13 protein-coding genes and 6 pseudogenes are annotated in these 15,588 nt (G+C 54.3%); 7 read left to right on the top strand and 12 right to left on the bottom strand.

Features of this window, described 5'->3' with window-relative positions; translation table 11 throughout:
- Window positions 1-65: 65 nt before the first annotated feature.
- The 10 genes and pseudogenes from HU731_RS26620 to HU731_RS26575 all read right to left on the bottom strand — a co-directional run bounded on the left by HU731_RS26620 (window position 66) and on the right by HU731_RS26575 (window position 9,760).
- Window positions 66-1,253: an STY4528 family pathogenicity island replication protein gene (locus HU731_RS26620; RefSeq protein ID WP_032871003.1), complete on the bottom strand. Its 1,188-nt coding sequence runs from the start codon at window positions 1,251-1,253 to the stop codon at window positions 66-68.
- A complete protein-coding gene (locus HU731_RS26615; RefSeq protein ID WP_003235817.1) occupies window positions 1,250-1,798 on the bottom strand; it encodes a DUF2857 domain-containing protein in 549 nt (182 codons plus the stop codon). Before HU731_RS26615 ends, HU731_RS26620 begins: the two co-directional genes overlap by 4 nt.
- Window positions 1,795-3,378, bottom strand: a complete 1,584-nt coding sequence (locus tag HU731_RS26610) for a ParB family protein (RefSeq protein ID WP_186606229.1) — start codon at window positions 3,376-3,378, stop codon at window positions 1,795-1,797. The genes HU731_RS26615 and HU731_RS26610 overlap by 4 nt, the downstream gene beginning before the upstream one ends.
- 14 nt (window positions 3,379-3,392) lie before the next feature.
- Complete coding sequence (locus HU731_RS26605; protein ID WP_003235812.1) at window positions 3,393-3,602, bottom strand: hypothetical protein; 210 nt, start codon at window positions 3,600-3,602, stop codon at window positions 3,393-3,395.
- A gap of 84 nt (window positions 3,603-3,686) precedes the next feature.
- Window positions 3,687-4,532, bottom strand: coding sequence for a ParA family protein (locus tag HU731_RS26600; protein ID WP_186606230.1), 846 nt, complete (start codon window positions 4,530-4,532; stop codon window positions 3,687-3,689).
- A gap of 4 nt (window positions 4,533-4,536) precedes the next feature.
- Window positions 4,537-4,761, bottom strand: coding sequence for an AlpA family transcriptional regulator (locus HU731_RS26595; RefSeq protein WP_003235809.1), 225 nt, complete (start codon window positions 4,759-4,761; stop codon window positions 4,537-4,539).
- 115 nt (window positions 4,762-4,876) lie between these two features.
- Window positions 4,877-5,626 carry a hypothetical protein gene (locus HU731_RS26590; protein WP_080627553.1) on the bottom strand — a complete coding sequence of 250 codons (750 nt, stop codon included), beginning with the start codon at window positions 5,624-5,626 and terminating at the stop codon, window positions 4,877-4,879.
- 406 nt (window positions 5,627-6,032) lie between these two features.
- The gene (locus HU731_RS26585; RefSeq protein WP_003235806.1) at window positions 6,033-7,274 is read right to left on the bottom strand and encodes an OprD family porin; all 1,242 of its coding nucleotides are present in this window, start codon (window positions 7,272-7,274) and stop codon (window positions 6,033-6,035) included.
- A gap of 214 nt (window positions 7,275-7,488) precedes the next feature.
- The gene (locus HU731_RS26580) at window positions 7,489-8,418 is read right to left on the bottom strand and encodes a dihydrodipicolinate synthase family protein (protein WP_003235804.1); all 930 of its coding nucleotides are present in this window, start codon (window positions 8,416-8,418) and stop codon (window positions 7,489-7,491) included.
- 124 nt (window positions 8,419-8,542) lie between these two features.
- Window positions 8,543-9,760 (bottom strand): annotated as a pseudogene (locus HU731_RS26575) (MFS transporter).
- Between the two features lie 859 nt (window positions 9,761-10,619).
- Here HU731_RS26575 and HU731_RS26570 point away from each other — a divergent pair.
- The gene (locus tag HU731_RS26570; protein WP_003235801.1) at window positions 10,620-11,459 is read left to right on the top strand and encodes an IclR family transcriptional regulator; all 840 of its coding nucleotides are present in this window, start codon (window positions 10,620-10,622) and stop codon (window positions 11,457-11,459) included.
- A 113-nt stretch (window positions 11,460-11,572) separates the two neighbouring features.
- Here the strand turns inward: HU731_RS26570 and HU731_RS26565 are convergent.
- Window positions 11,573-12,118 (bottom strand): annotated as a pseudogene (locus tag HU731_RS26565) (zincin-like metallopeptidase domain-containing protein); the annotation flags it as partial.
- 22 nt (window positions 12,119-12,140) lie between these two features.
- Here HU731_RS26565 and HU731_RS26560 point away from each other — a divergent pair.
- The 4 genes and pseudogenes from HU731_RS26560 to HU731_RS26545 form a co-directional block, all read left to right on the top strand.
- Window positions 12,141-12,821, top strand: a pseudogene (locus tag HU731_RS26560) (dioxygenase family protein); the annotation flags it as partial.
- Window positions 12,822-12,886: 65 nt separating this feature from the next.
- The gene (locus HU731_RS26555; RefSeq protein ID WP_003235795.1) at window positions 12,887-13,189 is read left to right on the top strand and encodes an antibiotic biosynthesis monooxygenase family protein; all 303 of its coding nucleotides are present in this window, start codon (window positions 12,887-12,889) and stop codon (window positions 13,187-13,189) included.
- 60 nt (window positions 13,190-13,249) lie between these two features.
- Window positions 13,250-13,456, top strand: a pseudogene (locus HU731_RS26550) (transposase); the annotation flags it as partial.
- Window positions 13,457-13,514: 58 nt separating this feature from the next.
- Window positions 13,515-14,024, top strand: a complete 510-nt coding sequence (locus HU731_RS26545; protein WP_186606231.1) for a hypothetical protein — start codon at window positions 13,515-13,517, stop codon at window positions 14,022-14,024.
- Here HU731_RS26545 and HU731_RS26540 read toward each other — a convergent pair.
- A complete protein-coding gene (locus HU731_RS26540) occupies window positions 13,998-14,297 on the bottom strand; it encodes an acyl-CoA-like ligand-binding transcription factor (protein ID WP_234306295.1) in 300 nt (99 codons plus the stop codon). The two genes, HU731_RS26545 and HU731_RS26540, sit on opposite strands and share 27 nt — an antisense overlap.
- 90 nt (window positions 14,298-14,387) lie before the next feature.
- Between HU731_RS26540 and HU731_RS26535 the strand changes: the two are divergent.
- Together HU731_RS26535 and HU731_RS26530 are read left to right on the top strand one after the other, a co-directional pair.
- Window positions 14,388-14,702 (top strand): annotated as a pseudogene (locus HU731_RS26535) (AMP-binding enzyme); the annotation flags it as partial.
- A 483-nt stretch (window positions 14,703-15,185) separates the two neighbouring features.
- Window positions 15,186-15,452: pseudogene (locus HU731_RS26530) on the top strand (Arm DNA-binding domain-containing protein); the annotation flags it as partial.
- Window positions 15,453-15,588: the final 136 nt, after the last annotated feature.

The raw sequence follows: 15,588 nt of genomic DNA, 5'->3' as shown, positions 1-15,588 counted from the left end.
TCCATGGTTCGGTCCGATATTTCGTAGATTGGAACTCTATGGATTTGATGCCACTGGCATCAAATCTACTGACGTCCACTGCCTCCACGCAGTTGGCGCAGCTCATTTAGGCATGCTTGGGCGAGGGCTGACGCAGGTTCGCCCTTTTTTCGAGATGGCCGCGAAGGGGCGGCTGGGGGCGGTTCTGCGATGGGTGATGGTTCGGCCTGACTTGCCCAAGGACGAAAGTCGCCCTTCAGCGCACGTTGGGCCAAGCCCATCAGATAGGCAGCTGGCTTGCGTATACCACCGGCCGCACAGCGTGCCCCCGCTTCGTTAAGTACCGCCTGCTGATCCGCTGGGTTGAGCTTGTTCAGCGCCACGGCGATGGCCTGACGTTCGCTTGGGTTCAGGCGCAGCGAAGTGGGCCAGTGCAGGTTATCCACAGTAGAGGTCGCGCGCGGTACTGTACATTTACTTTCTTTTAATACAGTACAGGCAGCGTTCGGATTCCGAACGGTGCCGGAAACGTTAGGGTTCGAGCCTGATTCGGAATCCGAACGAGGGCCTGCACGATTCCGAACGTGGTGATCTTCCCCACGTTCGGAATCGTGGAATGCATCACCGGGTGGCTGATCCAAGCCTTGCTGCGCCCTCTGTTCGCCCCAACTGTCCAGCCGCGTCGGTAACCGACCCTGATCGATATTCGTGTCCTGTCGGACCTCCTCCACAATGTGCTGAGCGACAATACGCACGGCCTTTGTCGCATGACCGAGGGCATGTCCGACCAGTTCTAGGTAGTTCTGATCGAGCTCCATGGCTTCGGCGGGGGTTAACGGCTCATCGTGCAGAACATACAAAGAACCTTGTAGCTGCCCGCTGATTTGATCGCGACCGCGGCTAACCAAGCTTAGCCAACGAGTGAGCCTGAGCATCGTCAACACGCGAGCAATGGTTTCACGCGAGGCTAACGCACCGTAGGGCACGCTCGAGAGGTAAGGCTGCAAATCCTCATAGCGCGGCGTGACCACGCCCTGGCCTTGCAGCATGAGTCGAAATACCTGCCAGGCATTTCGCTCCAATGGCGTCAGCCGATTATCCAACAGCAGCCGACGTGGCACGATTTCGTGTGATTGGCCACTAAACAGAAAGCCAGCCTGTAGAGCCTGGTTGGAGGGCTGTTCAGTGGTAGGGCGTGCTGGCCAGCGCTCATGCAGCTGCTGTGTGCATTGCTGCAGGACACGTTGCCAGCGACTGGCAGGAACAGCATTCATGTTTTGTTGCTGTACTGGTCGATTTGCTGCCAAACGATGGTCAAGCTGATCTGCTGTTCTTCGGCAAGCATCATCATGGCGTCGAGTTTATCCTCGGTGCCATCCTCTGTTCGTATTTGGCACCAACGTTGCCACAACGCATGCTCCTGCGCTTCGCTCAAATGTTGAGGGCGGCCTTTACGGGTTTCTATCTTGAGTAGCCGCCGGCGCATGGCTGTTTCCGAATGCGCCAAGCCAAAACACTGGTACATGATGGTGCTGCTGGCGCCGAGCTTGAGCGCTCGATTGATCAACCGTTCGTTCTGTTCATCGCGGTCAGCTTGTTCGATCAATCGATGTAGTACTGGTGAGTCAATCTTGACCTCAAGCCAAGGAACAGTGGCATGGGCCAGGCGCGATAACGTGGTCGGTGGTAAGGATTGCAGCACGAAGATGTCATCCTCACTCAGTCCAAGTGCCTTGCAGCGTTGCAGGTTGCCCAGGCGGAGTTCGTGCAGTACCTGGGTTAGCATGGCTTGATTGAGCATATTGAAGGATAAGTTCATCTCAGCTCCTCCGGCGAGTTGTCTTCAGCGGTGAGCGTTAAGTCGATTAGACGCCGGGCCAGGCGGATCAGGCGAAACAGCTTGATTAACAGACTGTCAGGCAGTCGCTCCAGCCCCACGTCCGTGACTGGTCGATCTGGTAGAGGGAGTTGATAGACCCCCAACAACAGCTGCCCGAACAATGCGGAAGGTACTTGCTTGCGATCTTCCCAGTTCACCTCGTCCTGAGCACGTAGCAGGGCCAGGAGAATTAGGTGAACGCCGGTCGAGCGAGGCGCTGAAAGATCAAGTCGCTTAATGTCTAGGGTGAAGCCCAAACCAAGCTTTTGATCAATGATGCTCTTGGCATCTCCGGCATAGGCCGCCATTTCCCGAGCCAGTCCAGCAATGGCTAAACGCAGTTGTTCCGGGGTATCCAGCGGTGGTGTGATGATCCAGAGGTCGTCCATTGGGCAGGTTTCGACTGGAGACGTCGCCTTGCTGGATATCTCGCGATCGATTTGCTCACGAATCTGTTGAACGCGTGGTAGAGAGCTGACCGCAGGTGAAGCATTTGTTTCGGGTGCTCTGAGCAGTTCTTCTGAAATTGGCTCTATCCTGCTCTCGGCCTCGATTGATTTTGATTCCGCGCCGGAGGAGGGCGGTTCTGCCGCGGCTTCATGCTCGCTTGGCGGATAGCTATTGTCTAAGGGCGTAATGGTGACAGTCCCAGGCGTGGAGACGACTCGTTGGGTATCGCTCAGCTCCAGGGCCAGCATACGATAGGACTGTCCAAGCAAGCTGCTCATGCGTTCGAGCAGTTCGTCCTGGATCTGCTCAAGATCAAACGAGTCAAGATCACCATCGAAGTAGCCCATGGTTTCCAGCCAGAACTCTGCAAACGCAATGGCAGTTGGATAACGGTTCCAGGTTCGTTCAGCCTGACTACGTAGACCGATCAGACGCTCTATCTGGGGTTTACCCAACCCGGCATACAAAGTTTGTGGAATGGCGGGTAATAAGTGTTCGAGGGTGTCCAGCATCCGGCTGATATGCGACTGCGAAACCGGATAGCCTCCAGCGGCAAGACGTCGAGCCAGCTCCCGTTGTGAGAGCTTTGGGCCATCCGACTCCAGCATGGTTTTGAGTTTGGCTACCGCCAGAGCTCGTTCGATGAACGTGAGTTGGCCGTGCAGGTCGCTTTCCGCCAAATGGCCGAGTAGGGCGTTGGTTTCATTGCTCCAAGGTCGGAACAGGCAGTGAATTCGAAAGAAACGCTCATCGCGAGTTTCCTGCCACAGCTCGCCGAGAATCGCCAAGCGCGTATTGCCGCCGTTGCGGATGATGAAAGAGGTTTCACCCGGGCGGCGGGTAATCGGTGGCGGTTGATCTAGCCCGCGTTCACGGATCGAGGCTTTGATATCTTCATACAGCGGATTACGGATGAAGCGTGGATTGTGCTCGTAGGGGCGTAACTGTTCCAGAGTGACCAGCATGGGAGTGTCGATGACTGGATCGGAGAGTCGCTCCAGTCCAGGACCTTGAGTGAAGTGGTCCTGGTGCAGCTTGTCGGTGACTTCCTCCTGACTGAGTTTCTTCATCGCAACCGCCTCGGTTAACGCAGGCTACGCAAATGGTCACCGACCTCGAATTTCACGATTTCGGCAGTCCCTGAACCTTCGAAATGTTGGGAGAGTTCTGCGAGGAACCACACCATGGCCGAGCGCCCCCCTTGCAGACGAAAAACCACGGTGCAGTACTCCTCGCAAGCCGCGTCGCGTGGTCGAATGGAAGGCTGAACGACGATAGGAAACTGATCCAACATTAGAAAACTCCTTACCAAGCCCTGCTGGGCTCAAGGCTGATCAAACAAAAATAAATTGGTGAAATGCTGATTGGGCGATTTGTTTTATCGAGGCTCCGCACACCTCATTACCGATGAGATCGCTTCGCGCCATTCAGGAAATAATTCGATAGCCAGCGCTTGCATGATTTCTAACGCACACGGCGAACGTTGGCGTTTACTCGATAGGCACTTATCTATTCGGTGGACCGGTAAACCGAGGGAGGCGGCATTGAGAGATGCCACGCGGTCGGGGATTACGGTGTCTAGCACCGAGATATTGGTAGCCTCTGCGAAAGTCTCGCGCAGGCTTCGGATGATCATCCGGGTGTCCACTCGATTGACGTTCACCTGGTTCAGTAAGAGCCGTAAGGGCGGCGGGTCGATGCCTAGGTGGCGAAACGGTTTGAGCTCACTCAGTAACTTCAAGGTGCCACGGCGCATTTCGCGGGCAGCGAGCATTTCCGGCGTGATGGGAGAGAGGGTGAGATCCGAGGCCAGGATGGCCATCTCCAGCAATACACTGCGTGCTCCCTGAGTGTCGATCAAAAGCAGGTCATAATTGAGACTCAACTCGTTGAGCAAATTGTGCAGGCGCAGTCGTCCGTCAGGTGCATGCAGCAACAAGGTGCTCAGTCGACCTTGATCGTCGTTGGAGAAAATCAGGTCGAGACCGACGACTGCAGTCCTAGATATTATTCGTTCAGGCACTGTTAGATTGAGTGCAATGAGCTCGTACGCACCTGCATGAGCTTTCTGGCTCAGTGAATAATAACTGGAGAGGGTGGGTTGGCTATCTAGATCCAAGAGCAGAACACGCAGACCAGCATCGGCCAACAGGCCACCGAGGTTCGCCGCTACTGTAGTTTTGCCTACGCCACCCTTGGTGGACACCACCGAGACCACGTGCATCACCTCACTCCTGTAGCGAAAGGCGTTCTGCAATCCAGTGCTCGATTTCCAGTGAGTCCCAGCCAACTGCGCGCAGTCCGATACGCTTCGCCCGCGGAAACTTGCCTTCCTTCATCAGGTTGTAAATGTGCGCACGTTTGAAGCCGGTTTTTTGCTCGACCTCCTCACGCCGCATGATGTGGCGTTGGGGTTGAGGCGCTTCAACTGAGGGGACAGATTGGCTGGACATGCTAGTCACTCCTGGCGCCAATTGGCGCGTGTTGGGAAGTGACATGGATTGAATCGCACCACGGCGGATGAGTCATTGCATTGCAATCAACCCTATTGCAACGCAATTGGCCCGATTAGGTATTTTTTTTGATGCTACGATTGGCTACGGCAAATTTTTCATCCAGCGTGCGCTTGCTGAGGCCGGGCACATCTTTGTGACGAGCGACAATGGCATCAACGATGGCTGCTTGATTCGTGAATACCGAAAGAGGTTTTCCGGCGGGCGAATGGTCCAAGAGAAGGCTGACCAATGCCCCAATGATATTGTGATAGGTCAGTTCGCTGCGCTCGCTGAGTTGGCCATTAGTTTTGGTCAAGGCTTTGAGGTCATCTCTTTCGAGTCCAATCGACTTGAGTTCTGCAAGTACCTCATGGAAGCGCTGCTGTTGCGCTTTCAGCTCCCTCGATAACTCGTCTCGGTCTGCTTTCAATGAGAGAAAAGTTCCGAGGCTCACCTTTGCTGGTACATCCTCACCGGACTCGAATAAAAAACTCGGCTTATGGTCGGGATAATGAATTTCCATCCAGCGGCGTAAGTCTGAATGGCGGATGGTCAGCTGAAAGGGTTCTACATAGCTTCCGAAAGGAACAGAAATGCCGAGGCAGCCGTACGGCAGTTCACCATTACGTATGGCGTCTAAAATCCTTTCGAAAGCGATGTGAAGACTGGGCCATTGGGGAAATAGGATTGCAAGGTTCTCGGGACGAGACCAATCTGCCCGGACAATTTGGGCTTCGTAGCGAGTGAGATTGCACCAACGCAATGCTGCATCTACAGGGCGATAGAAGGTTTTCGTATTCGGATTGAAAACATCAATAGTCATAGCGTGGCGGACCTCCATTCCTAATGGATAGGCCTCTCACCGACTGTCTATAAATCAGAACTAGCTAATTACGGTAGCTGTTTCCTTGGTTGACCAACTCGGCGAGGTTATCCCATTTCCGGTCAAGCAAATTTTTTAGGGATTGCTAACTAATCCAAGGCTCTGCTGATGGTTGAGCGTTCTAGCACCATATCGTAAGCATCCTTTCTATCACCAGCGCGGCCGCTGAGCGAATAGGATCCATAAGCGGTGTTGGCACCAACTTTTGTTCTATCTACGCGAAGGCGAAAACTACCGGCTAATTGGCCTCGCTAGGATATGCCAAGACTTAGCATTAGCCGATATTTAGCCCTTCACGTCAATCAGTTAGACAACCTCTTGCAACTCCATGCGAGGCAGTTAACCCTCAGAAAATGTCTAGCGGGTAACTGACGATCAGACGGTTCTCATCGTAATCACTGGCGTTGAAATTGCGCCTGACGCTGGAATTTCGCCAACGAACAGAGAAAGACTTGAGTGTTCCGCTCTGGACTACATAGCCCAACTCCGATTCCCGCACCCACTCAGAACCATCATTGACATTTTTCAGCTCCACGTTGTCACCATGAACGTAACGCGTCATGAAGCTCAAACCGGGAACGCCGTAGCCTACAAAATTGAGATCATAGCGAACCTGCCAAGAGCGTTCTCGGGGGTTGTCGAACGCATGGTTGAAGGTGTTGTTGGCCAGATAGATACCGCCGGTCCCGCCGATGCGCATCCAGCCGGTATCCCCCGAGACATTTTGCAGCCCCAGGCTGATCGCATGCTCAGCGATGTTGAGGCTCAACAGCGCTGAAGCGGTGCGGTTATCCAGTTGACCCGCCTTGGCACTTCCTGAGTCTTTGCCCCAGAAATAACCAAGGTTGGCGTTAACCGATATCCTTTCAGCCAATGGCCATTTCTGATTCAGTCCGAGGTAATGCTGTTCGTAGATGTCTTTCAACTCGCCAGACCAAAGCCGGACGGTTGTGTTTTTGGTAGTGGAGCGATAGTCCGCGCCGAGAAACTCGAAAGAATCTGATCGAGCCGATCCATACGAAAGATCTTCCATGGACGAGTCGTTTCTCATGCTAGTTTTGCTCAACTCGCCAGCATAAAAGGACCAGTTTTTAATCTCTTGCGAAGAAATCTGGGCACCGCGAAATGTTTGCGGCAATGCGCGAAAGTCATCCGCCGTGACAATAGGAAAGTTGGGCATCCATTCGCCGACCTTAAATTCAGTATTCGAGACCTTCGCCTTGATCGCAACGCCAAGTCTACCGAAACTTCCCGCAGGATCACCGTCGGCATCCTTTGGCAGCAGTAACGCGCCATACCTTCCTGCTCCGCCATCGAGCTTCACTGCGTACTTCCCAAGCACGTCAACGCCAAACCCCACAGTACCTTGGGTAAAGCCGGATTTGAGGTCGAAGATGAAACCTTGCGTCCACTCACGAGCCTGATTTTGTGCCACACCAGGTGCAGTGAAATTTCGGTCAAAGAAGAAATTCCTGAAGTTCAGAGTAGCGGTAGTATCATCCACGAAACCCTGAGCCAATGCATTGAAAGGTAAAACCAAAGCTGGAATGAAGAGCACACAAGTTGCGCGATTAGTCTGAATGTTCAAGACCTGTCCCCTGTTGTTTTTATTGAAGGGCAATGTCGGCCTGTTATCACCAGTTGAGTGGGCGCAATGCCGCTTCTCCCGGGAAAACGGATCGTCAATCGTAGGTGGAGAAATATCCGAATCGAGTGTGCCAAGGACCTGATGAACAGGCCCCTGGCATGTACTTCACCTGAAAGCCGGCCCCTTCAGAGCACGGCACCGGCTTGGCTTAGGATTAGATCAGGCCAGCGCTGCGCAGCGCGTCAGCGATTTCCTTGTCGGCACCCTCGGCCAGTGGCAACAGCGGGGAACGTACGGTGGCATGATCCAGGATGCCGCGGGCAACCAGGCCATGTTTCAGGGCCACGGTGCCTTCCATGTGGGAACCACGGTGGTAGACGTTACGAGTGACCGGCAGCAGCTTGTCGTGAATGGCACGCGCGGCCGGGTAGTCGCGACGCTTACCGGCAGCGATCAGCTCGATCAGCGGCTCTGGAGTCAGGCTGCCATAGCCGACCAGTGCGCCGTCCACGTCAAACATGGTGTGCAGCAGGTATTCGTCATGGCAGGTCAGGATTTGCAGCTCGGGAACTTCACGGCGGATAACCGGGATCTCGGTGTCCCAACGGCGCATGTTACGAACACCGTTCTTCATGGCAAACACGCCAGGCTGCTGGGCGATTTCCAGTTGAGTTTCCAGGTCATAAGTCGCTTTGGTCACGTCTGGGTACTGGAATAGGATCAGTGGCATACCGCTTTCTTCGTAGATCGCTTTATAGCGGTCCTGAGCAGCGCCTTTCTGATAACCAAAACGCAGCCAGCCGTGAGACGGGTATACCAAGCCGGCAGCAGCACCGTTGGCGACGGCGCGTTTGGCCTCCTCAGCGGCTACCTGAGTGCCTTCGCCGGTGATGCCAGCGATAATAGGCAAACGACCGCCTACCGACTCCTTGAAAGCCTGGATGACACGGCCTTGTTCTTCCTGTGTCAGGAAGGTTCCCTCACCGGCGTGGCCCAGAACAACCAGCCCCTTGACACCGTCAAAGCTGCCAAGCCAAGCCCCCAGTTTCTGAATAGCTGCGTAATCAACCTCACCTTCACGAGTGAACGGCGTGACAGGAGCAGGAACGAGGCCTTTAAGGTCGATAGTGTTTTTAGTGCTCATTTCATTACCTCTGGTTTAGTTAGAATTTCGCAAATAACGCATGCGCGGGCGCAAAACACACTGATGTGTTCTGGATTTACTACTGAGTCAGGTACCGCAGTCTTAATTGGTTGAAAGTTGAAACTTATGGTGAAAGTTCCTCCAGAATTCGGCCTTTGGTTTCAATGGCGAAAAAAGCAGTGACCACGGCTGTTATCAATAAGACGACCGCAAAGATACCGAACACATATTGAACACCAACGCCAGTCACAGTGAACCCTACGATGATCGGTCCCAATGCCGAACCCAATCTTAGCCAGGCACTGCCTACACCCGTACCCAAGGCTCTTAGACGAGTAGGATAAAGTTCCGCCGAATACAGATAGAGCGAGAAAGTCACTGTCTGGACCAACGCATATCCCAATCCCGCCAGCACCAGAATTTTGATTGGCGCAGTGGCACCTGTCGTTGCCAATATTGCCAGCGGTATGGCGGCAAGGAACAAGGCACCTATATACCAGCGACGTCGACCGACTTTATCAATCAGCAGCGCACATATCACAGCGGCGACCACGCCGGCGGCTGAGGTCATGAAGCCATAGGCCAGGCTGGTTTCAAGGGGCAGATGGAAATGTTGACGGTAGAGTGTTGGCAACCAGGTAATAAGCCCGTTGGCGACCATATAGGAGCCGAACCACATGGCCCAGATAACGAGTGAGCGCTTGAAATAAATACCTTTGAAAAGTTCTCACCAGCCGCCCTTGTTATTGATCCCATGCATCTGCGGCACTTCGACTGCTGGTGGCAGCGTCTTGCCGGCTTTAATCGCGCTGTTTTCCAGACGAGTGACAATCCGGTCAGCCTCGTCCAGACGTCCCTTGGACGCGAGCCAGCGCGGCGACTCGAACAGGAAGAAGCGAAGTGGGATCAGCAGCATGGCGGGGATCAGGCCTACCGCAAACATCGCTTTCCAGCCGTATATTGGTACGAGGAAGTAGCCAATAATCCCGGCTCCTACCAGGCCCAGCAAAAACATGACTTCATACAGAAGAAAGAACTTCCCTCGCTTCTTGGACCCAATCAACTCGTTGATATAGGCGCTCGCCACCGGGACTTCCCCTCCCGTGCCGATACCCTGTATGAATCTGAAAGCGATCATCATCGCGGCACTGGACGCAAACAGGCAGGCCACGTCCATCGACACAAAGAGCAAGATGGTGAACGTCAGGACCTTCATGCGTCCGATTCTTTCGGCCAGCCATCCAAAGAGCAAGGCACCGAACAGCTGCCCCAAATAACCTGCAGAGAGGATCATGCCGATCTGGGTGCCGCTAAGGCTCCACTCCTTGGCCAGAACCGGCATCGCGTAGGCAATGGCAATCACCGTGTAGCCATCGAAGAACGTTGCGGCGCCAATAATGTTCCTGGTCCAAAACACTTGCCGTGTAATAGGGAGCCGTTCTAGGCGAGCACTAATATTCGCCTGACTATTTACTTTTTCTGGTAAGGGCTCAGTTTCAACTTGCTGCATCAACATGGCACTTCCTTTTATTATTGTTTGCGTTATTCGAGGCGAACGAAGCTCGCAGTGAGAAACACAGTGCAATGGCTTAACCGATTTGAGCTAATCAGCGTTAGCTCAATTTCCATTACTAGTTCATTAGCTTTTCGGAAACGTGCACGTTATAGACGCGCCCACCACGGCAGGGAAAACGGCCGGAAAGTTTTTTAAAAGATGAATTGAAAGCGTCATTCACGCGTGGCGTCAAAAGGCCCGAGTACACAATACCAGCCTGATCGAAGTGACACGCTCCATGGAAGGAGGGCGTACTGTTGGGTTGAGCGCAAATCAGAGCTGGCTGAGGATACGACCCTGAGGCGACACGGGTCCCCCATGAGCGGGTCACATACGGAAAGGCTTTAACGTGAGTGCCTTGATCTCGGTATGTGGCACCGGTGGAGCAGGCATATTGCTTAGCAGTGTGGTTCATATTTTATTCGCTTCTCTTATGTTTCGGATTGCGAAATATTTTTCTTATTTTCAAATACACTACACCAGTCTTCTCCGGAGCCCAACCTTTTTTTGGTTCATTCGCTATTTTTTCTTTTTTATGCATCACGCGCCCTGAATCTGCGTTGGGACAAATCGTCGTCGAGTGATATTCTCCTTTGATATTTTTTCGCATTCCGAAAAACATGACCACATTAGGTAGAAATCGAGCATGGCCCCACGTATCCCGGTAAAAAACCAAGCCACGGACGCCGCTGGCGAAGATAAAAATCAACGCAGCACTGTTCAGTCACTGGCTAAGGGATTCCGCGTTCTAGAAGCCTTCACTGCGGAAAGCGATGAGCTTACGTTGAGCCAGATCGCTGACAAGGCGGATCTGGATCCAGGCACGACCTACCGCATGCTGAATACGCTGGTAGACCTCGGATATGTTTCACGAATACCTGAAAGCAAGCGATTTTCCTTAACGCTCAAGATCCTTAATCTGGGCTTTCATGCAATCGCGCACACAGACCTGCGTAGTCTGGTCCGTCCTGTTTTGAGGGGGCTCGTCAGCGAAACCAGTGAAGCCGCCAGTTTCGCCGTTCTGCAGGGCGCAGACGTGCTGTATCTGGAGCGTGTAAGAGCCGGTATTACTAGACTGGGTGTGGATATTCGTATCGGAACCACCGTTCCTGCTTGTCAGACAGCTATTGGCCAATCGATCCTGGCGTTCCTGTCCGAGCAAGAAGTCGCACGCATTGAGGCGCTTTCCTCCACTACGCCATTCATCGGCAAGACGCTCGCCAAGCCGCTTTCCAAGGTATTGGAACAAATTCGAAAGGACGGGTACTTGATTACAGATTCGCTGTTCGCCGAAGGGCTTCGAATCCTGGCCGTTCCGGTGCTGGATATCGACGGCTACCCTGTCGGGGCCATCAGTATCGCAGCGCCAGCAGTGCGATGCTCCATCGAGGAACTAGAACGTCGAGCGCTGGCATTGACGATGGTAGCGGCAAAGAATATCGGTCGAGCGCTCCAGGCTAGCGGAAGCGTGAACTCAAGTCTTTGATCACCGTAAACTAGAAACCCTCCCGCCAGAGTCTCGACCTGAAAGGCTAAGCGCAGGCGTGGAAAAGACCCACTCGCGTTGGGCCCTGTGATGCGATTGCAGCGGGAAGGTAATCAGCAAACTCCGTCGCTCATACATTGCGAGTCATTCATTACCGTTTGCTCCAGTTGCTGATCCAGGTTGAGTACATACTCCGAGATGCTTCGGGCCTGATCACTGGCGCGGAGGATCGCACGTTGTCTACCTTGAGTAGGCCGAGCCAAGAGTTAATGTAGCTCTCGCGCCGCAGTTCCCCCTGAATGCCGACGTAAGCATATAAAAACGCAGCCCCCATCTCGGCGATCAGCTCCTCAAACGCTTAGCCTGGCGAGCCGAGCGGGCAGGCTGACGTTATGCCTTCGCGCTGCAACCGAGCGTGATGCCCGGACCAATGCGTCAGCTCATTAAGTGCCGTGGCGTAGAACCCGCCTTCATCGTGAAATTGTGCTTTTGTCGGCAGTTGGATGAGATCCATGATCGGGTGGTAAAAAGCTTCGCCGGCAGGCTGGTGAACAATGCGTGCACCTGAACTTAACAGCAGATTTTCTGCGGCGCTGTTGGGCTGAAAGGAATCACTTTTTTTCCGTCTCGAGCAAGCTGACATTGAGCATGTCGAGGCCAGCAAGGCTGGTGGCACGGCACCCGCATACCATCGAAGGCCCGCTGTACGTGGCTGGTGCGCCGTTGTCCAAGTACGAAGCGCGCCTGGATGACGTGACCGACGCTGCCGTGCCGCTGTTCATGCGTGGCCAGGTGCGTGACACCGACGGCAATCCACTGGCCGGCGCGATTGTCGATGTGTGGCAGGCCAACACCGGCGGCACGTATTCGTGGTTTGACCCGACGCAATCGGCGTTCAACCTGCGTCGACGCATCGGAACCGATGCCCAGGGCAACTACCGTTTTCGCAGCATCGTGCCGTCGTGTTATGGCTGCCCGCCGACCGGACCGACCCAACAGTTGCTTGATCAACTCGGGCGCCATGGGCAGCGGCCGGCGCATATCCATTTCTTTATCTCGGCCCCGGGTTATCGGCACCTGACCACGCAGATCAACCTGTCGGATGACCCGTACTTGCACGACGATTTTGCGTATGCCACACGCGATGAACTGATCGCCGAAATCCGCTTCAGCGACGACCAGCAACTGGCGCTGGAGTTGGGTGTGCAAGGGCGCTTTGCGCAGATTGATTTTGACTTTGTGCTTCAGGTGGCCACTGCGCCGATAGAACGTAAGCGGCTGGCGAACACACCTTGGCACGACTATGGGCGGGTAAATACTGTAGCTTGCGGCATGACGCAAAATCCTGCTTTCCTGCCATGACCATCACACTGGTGGTCTACAGCAGCGTGCAATCAAATTTCTGAACACCAGCATGGAGCATGTTTATGTTTAATGAAGTGAAGCTGGTAATTTTGATTTCTACCCAGGCGGGGCGAGGACAAGAGCAAATTGATGCATTTGAAAAGCTTGCCCCACTTGTCAGAAATGAAGATGGATGCCTGCAATACGACCTTCATAGGGTCACCGACGATGAAGACCAATTTGTTTTGATTGAGAGATGGGCGTCGAAATCAGCCCTAGAAGCTCATGATATTACTGCTCATATGATTGCAGCTGACGCATTCAGCCCTACCTTCAGGGCAGGCCCCGCGACCTTTTTGCACCTTGGATCAACGATCCCTGCTTAGGGTCAGGACCCATTGATGTGAGCGGCGCGATCTGATTCAAGCTCCGAAAGGAGACTGAGAATGAGCGACCTTTACTGGCTGACGAACGAGCAGATGTCGCGTCTGCAACCGTACTTTCCCAAGAGCCACGGCAAGCCCCGCGTTCATGATCGGCGGGTGTTGAGCGGCATCGTTTTCGTCAATCGCAACGGTTTGCGATGGCGGGATGCGCCAAAGGAGTATGGCCCGCACAAGACGCTCTACAATCGCTGGAAGCGCTGGGGCGAGATGCGCGAACCTGCGCAATCTTCGCGTCAAGCTCGGCCGGCCCGCCAATCTGCAACGGATGCAACTGACCACCGGCTATCCGCTCCCGCCCGCTGATGTCGCCGCGGCCGGCGGTACCATGACCTATCCAGCGATGATGATCCCCGCCGGATTAGCCCAGATCGCGCGCTGTGCCGACATCCTCGCGCCGGACACCTGCACCCTGATCGCGCTCGACGCTGCGGAATGGCTGGGCGTGCAGGCATCGATCAACGCCGACGCGCATCGCGACGAGTGCTGGTTATGCCCTGGACCTTACCGCCGGAGATCCGGTTTCTTCCTGCCGGACTGCGCTGGCACAGTTCCCGGTGGTCACGATCTGGACGGCTCGGTCGCAGAGATTTCATCTCTGCGCGGGATCAGCCGCTTTTCCGCGGACGATCCGGCGCTCAGTAGCCTGGCGATGCACGCAATGGCGAGTCGCATTCGGGAAAACCAGCCCGTCAGACGAGTGTGGGATCCGCATCAGAGCACTTCAGGACTTGGAGGGCTGAAGCCAATGTCAGGCTTTTGTTACGACGTTCTTTAGCGCAGCGAACGCCGCTTCGCAGAATGGCCCAGGTCCAGCATCTGGCCCGCTCAGCCATGCTTCGACCGCGAGCTTGAGAATGCCGATGGCGGTCGCGGCGGCCACGCGACAAGCAATGTCGTCTTCAGGCACATCCTTACGGTTGGCCAGGGCCTTGGCCAAGGCCCGCTCAACCTTGTCATACTTCGCCTGGTCCCCTGCACTTAGAGTCGGCGTATCTCGTATCAGGCGAGCAAGCGCTCGCAACTGTGGAGTTTGATACCGTGTGACCATTTCGACCAGCGCACCCTCCACCAACTCGAGCAGCGGCGCGTCGGCCGGGAGGTGAGCGACGGCCTCAGCGATGGCATCCGGGAGCGCCGCCGTGTGGGAGAGAACGATTTCCCCGAAGAGTTCTTCTTTACTCATCCTGCGGTGGCAGACGTGCAGGTCATCGGTGTGCCGGACAAGGTCTACGGAGAAGAGATCGTAGCTTGGGTCAGGTTGCATGAGGGGCACCAGGCAGATGCCGACGAGCTGCGCGATTACTGCAAGGGCCGGATCGCTCACTTCAAGGCGCCGCGCCATTTCAAGTTCGTTGACGATTTTCCGATGACCGTCAGCGGCAAGGTGCAGAAATTCCGCATGCGTGAAATCAGCGTAGAGGAATTGGGATCACCGAAAAGCGACTTTTTATAGTCATTGGCAATTCGCCGCATGCAGCTTTAATCGCCAGGATCCGGTTGTGAGCGGCCGTCGAGTCGGCTGCCAATGTGGACTTTGCCGCCCGATGGGCTGTAGATCGAACAAAGTCGCATAGATTCGATGCCACCCTATTAGCCCTTGATGCACGTCAAAAACAAGTCCAGAATTAAGTCTTTTCCTGCTCCGGCAAGAAAATAAACCCCTTATATTTCAATGAGTCGGACACCAGATACGAGTCTCGTTTCCCGCTCCAATTATTTTTCTATAGACTTCCATTGAAGTATGTGGAAACCAAAGAAAGAGGCTTCGGCCTCTTTTTTAGTTCCAGTAAAGTCCACTCTGATACATCAATAGCCGCAATTTTTTAGTACATTTTTTAGTACATCAATTCGACGCTTGGTAAATCAGTTTTTAGAGTTGCTTGGCACTCCGAAAACGGTACAACCCTCCTTCATCCATATGAGTGGAGTTAGTACAATGGTCCTTACCAATACGGCGGTCCGAAACGCCAGGCCTCGCGCCAAAAACTACACCCTCCCTGACTTTGATGGCCTTGCGCTTTTCGTCAATACGAAAGGCACCAAGAGTTGGCACTTTCGTTTTTCTTGGGCGGGCAAACAGCCTCGTATTTCGCTCGGTACTTATCCTGAAATAGGCCTACGCGATGCTCGCGCTCTGCGTGATATCGCCAGGGCGCTGGTCGCGAAGGGTCTCGATCCCCGCGATCAGCGACGCCTTGAGCGCAATGCCAAACGATGTGATGCAGATGTTCAGCCCTAGGGAGGGGCGGGACCGCCCGTTCTGACGTCTTGGACTGCTGGGAATTCAAGCAGTGCTGAACTGGGTTTGTGCCGACTCTCGGTGCACCATTGCTGGCCTT

It is taken from the genome of Pseudomonas salmasensis (assembly GCF_014268375.2).
In the GTDB taxonomy this organism is placed as follows: Bacteria; Pseudomonadota; Gammaproteobacteria; order Pseudomonadales; family Pseudomonadaceae; genus Aquipseudomonas; species Aquipseudomonas salmasensis.
Note: the sequence above shows the minus strand (reverse complement) of the source record. Positions and strands in the feature narration are given on the sequence as shown.

Bases quoted from the DNA above. Each gene is read 5' to 3' on its own strand.
- HU731_RS26620 (WP_032871003.1), bottom strand. From the start codon at position 1,253: ATGAATGCTGTTCCTGCCAGTCGCTGGCAACGTGTCCTGCAGCAATGC.
- HU731_RS26615 (WP_003235817.1), bottom strand. From the start codon at position 1,798: ATGAACTTATCCTTCAATATGCTCAATCAAGCCATGCTAACCCAGGTA.
- HU731_RS26610 (WP_186606229.1), bottom strand. From the start codon at position 3,378: ATGAAGAAACTCAGTCAGGAGGAAGTCACCGACAAGCTGCACCAGGAC.
- HU731_RS26605 (WP_003235812.1), bottom strand. From the start codon at position 3,602: ATGTTGGATCAGTTTCCTATCGTCGTTCAGCCTTCCATTCGACCACGC.
- HU731_RS26600 (WP_186606230.1), bottom strand. From the start codon at position 4,532: ATGCACGTGGTCTCGGTGGTGTCCACCAAGGGTGGCGTAGGCAAAACT.
- HU731_RS26595 (WP_003235809.1), bottom strand. From the start codon at position 4,761: ATGTCCAGCCAATCTGTCCCCTCAGTTGAAGCGCCTCAACCCCAACGC.
- HU731_RS26590 (WP_080627553.1), bottom strand. From the start codon at position 5,626: ATGACTATTGATGTTTTCAATCCGAATACGAAAACCTTCTATCGCCCT.
- HU731_RS26580 (WP_003235804.1), bottom strand. From the start codon at position 8,418: ATGAGCACTAAAAACACTATCGACCTTAAAGGCCTCGTTCCTGCTCCT.
- HU731_RS26570 (WP_003235801.1), top strand. From the start codon at position 10,620: ATGGCCCCACGTATCCCGGTAAAAAACCAAGCCACGGACGCCGCTGGC.
- HU731_RS26555 (WP_003235795.1), top strand. From the start codon at position 12,887: ATGTTTAATGAAGTGAAGCTGGTAATTTTGATTTCTACCCAGGCGGGG.
- HU731_RS26545 (WP_186606231.1), top strand. From the start codon at position 13,515: ATGCAACTGACCACCGGCTATCCGCTCCCGCCCGCTGATGTCGCCGCG.
- HU731_RS26540 (WP_234306295.1), bottom strand. From the start codon at position 14,297: ATGGTCACACGGTATCAAACTCCACAGTTGCGAGCGCTTGCTCGCCTG.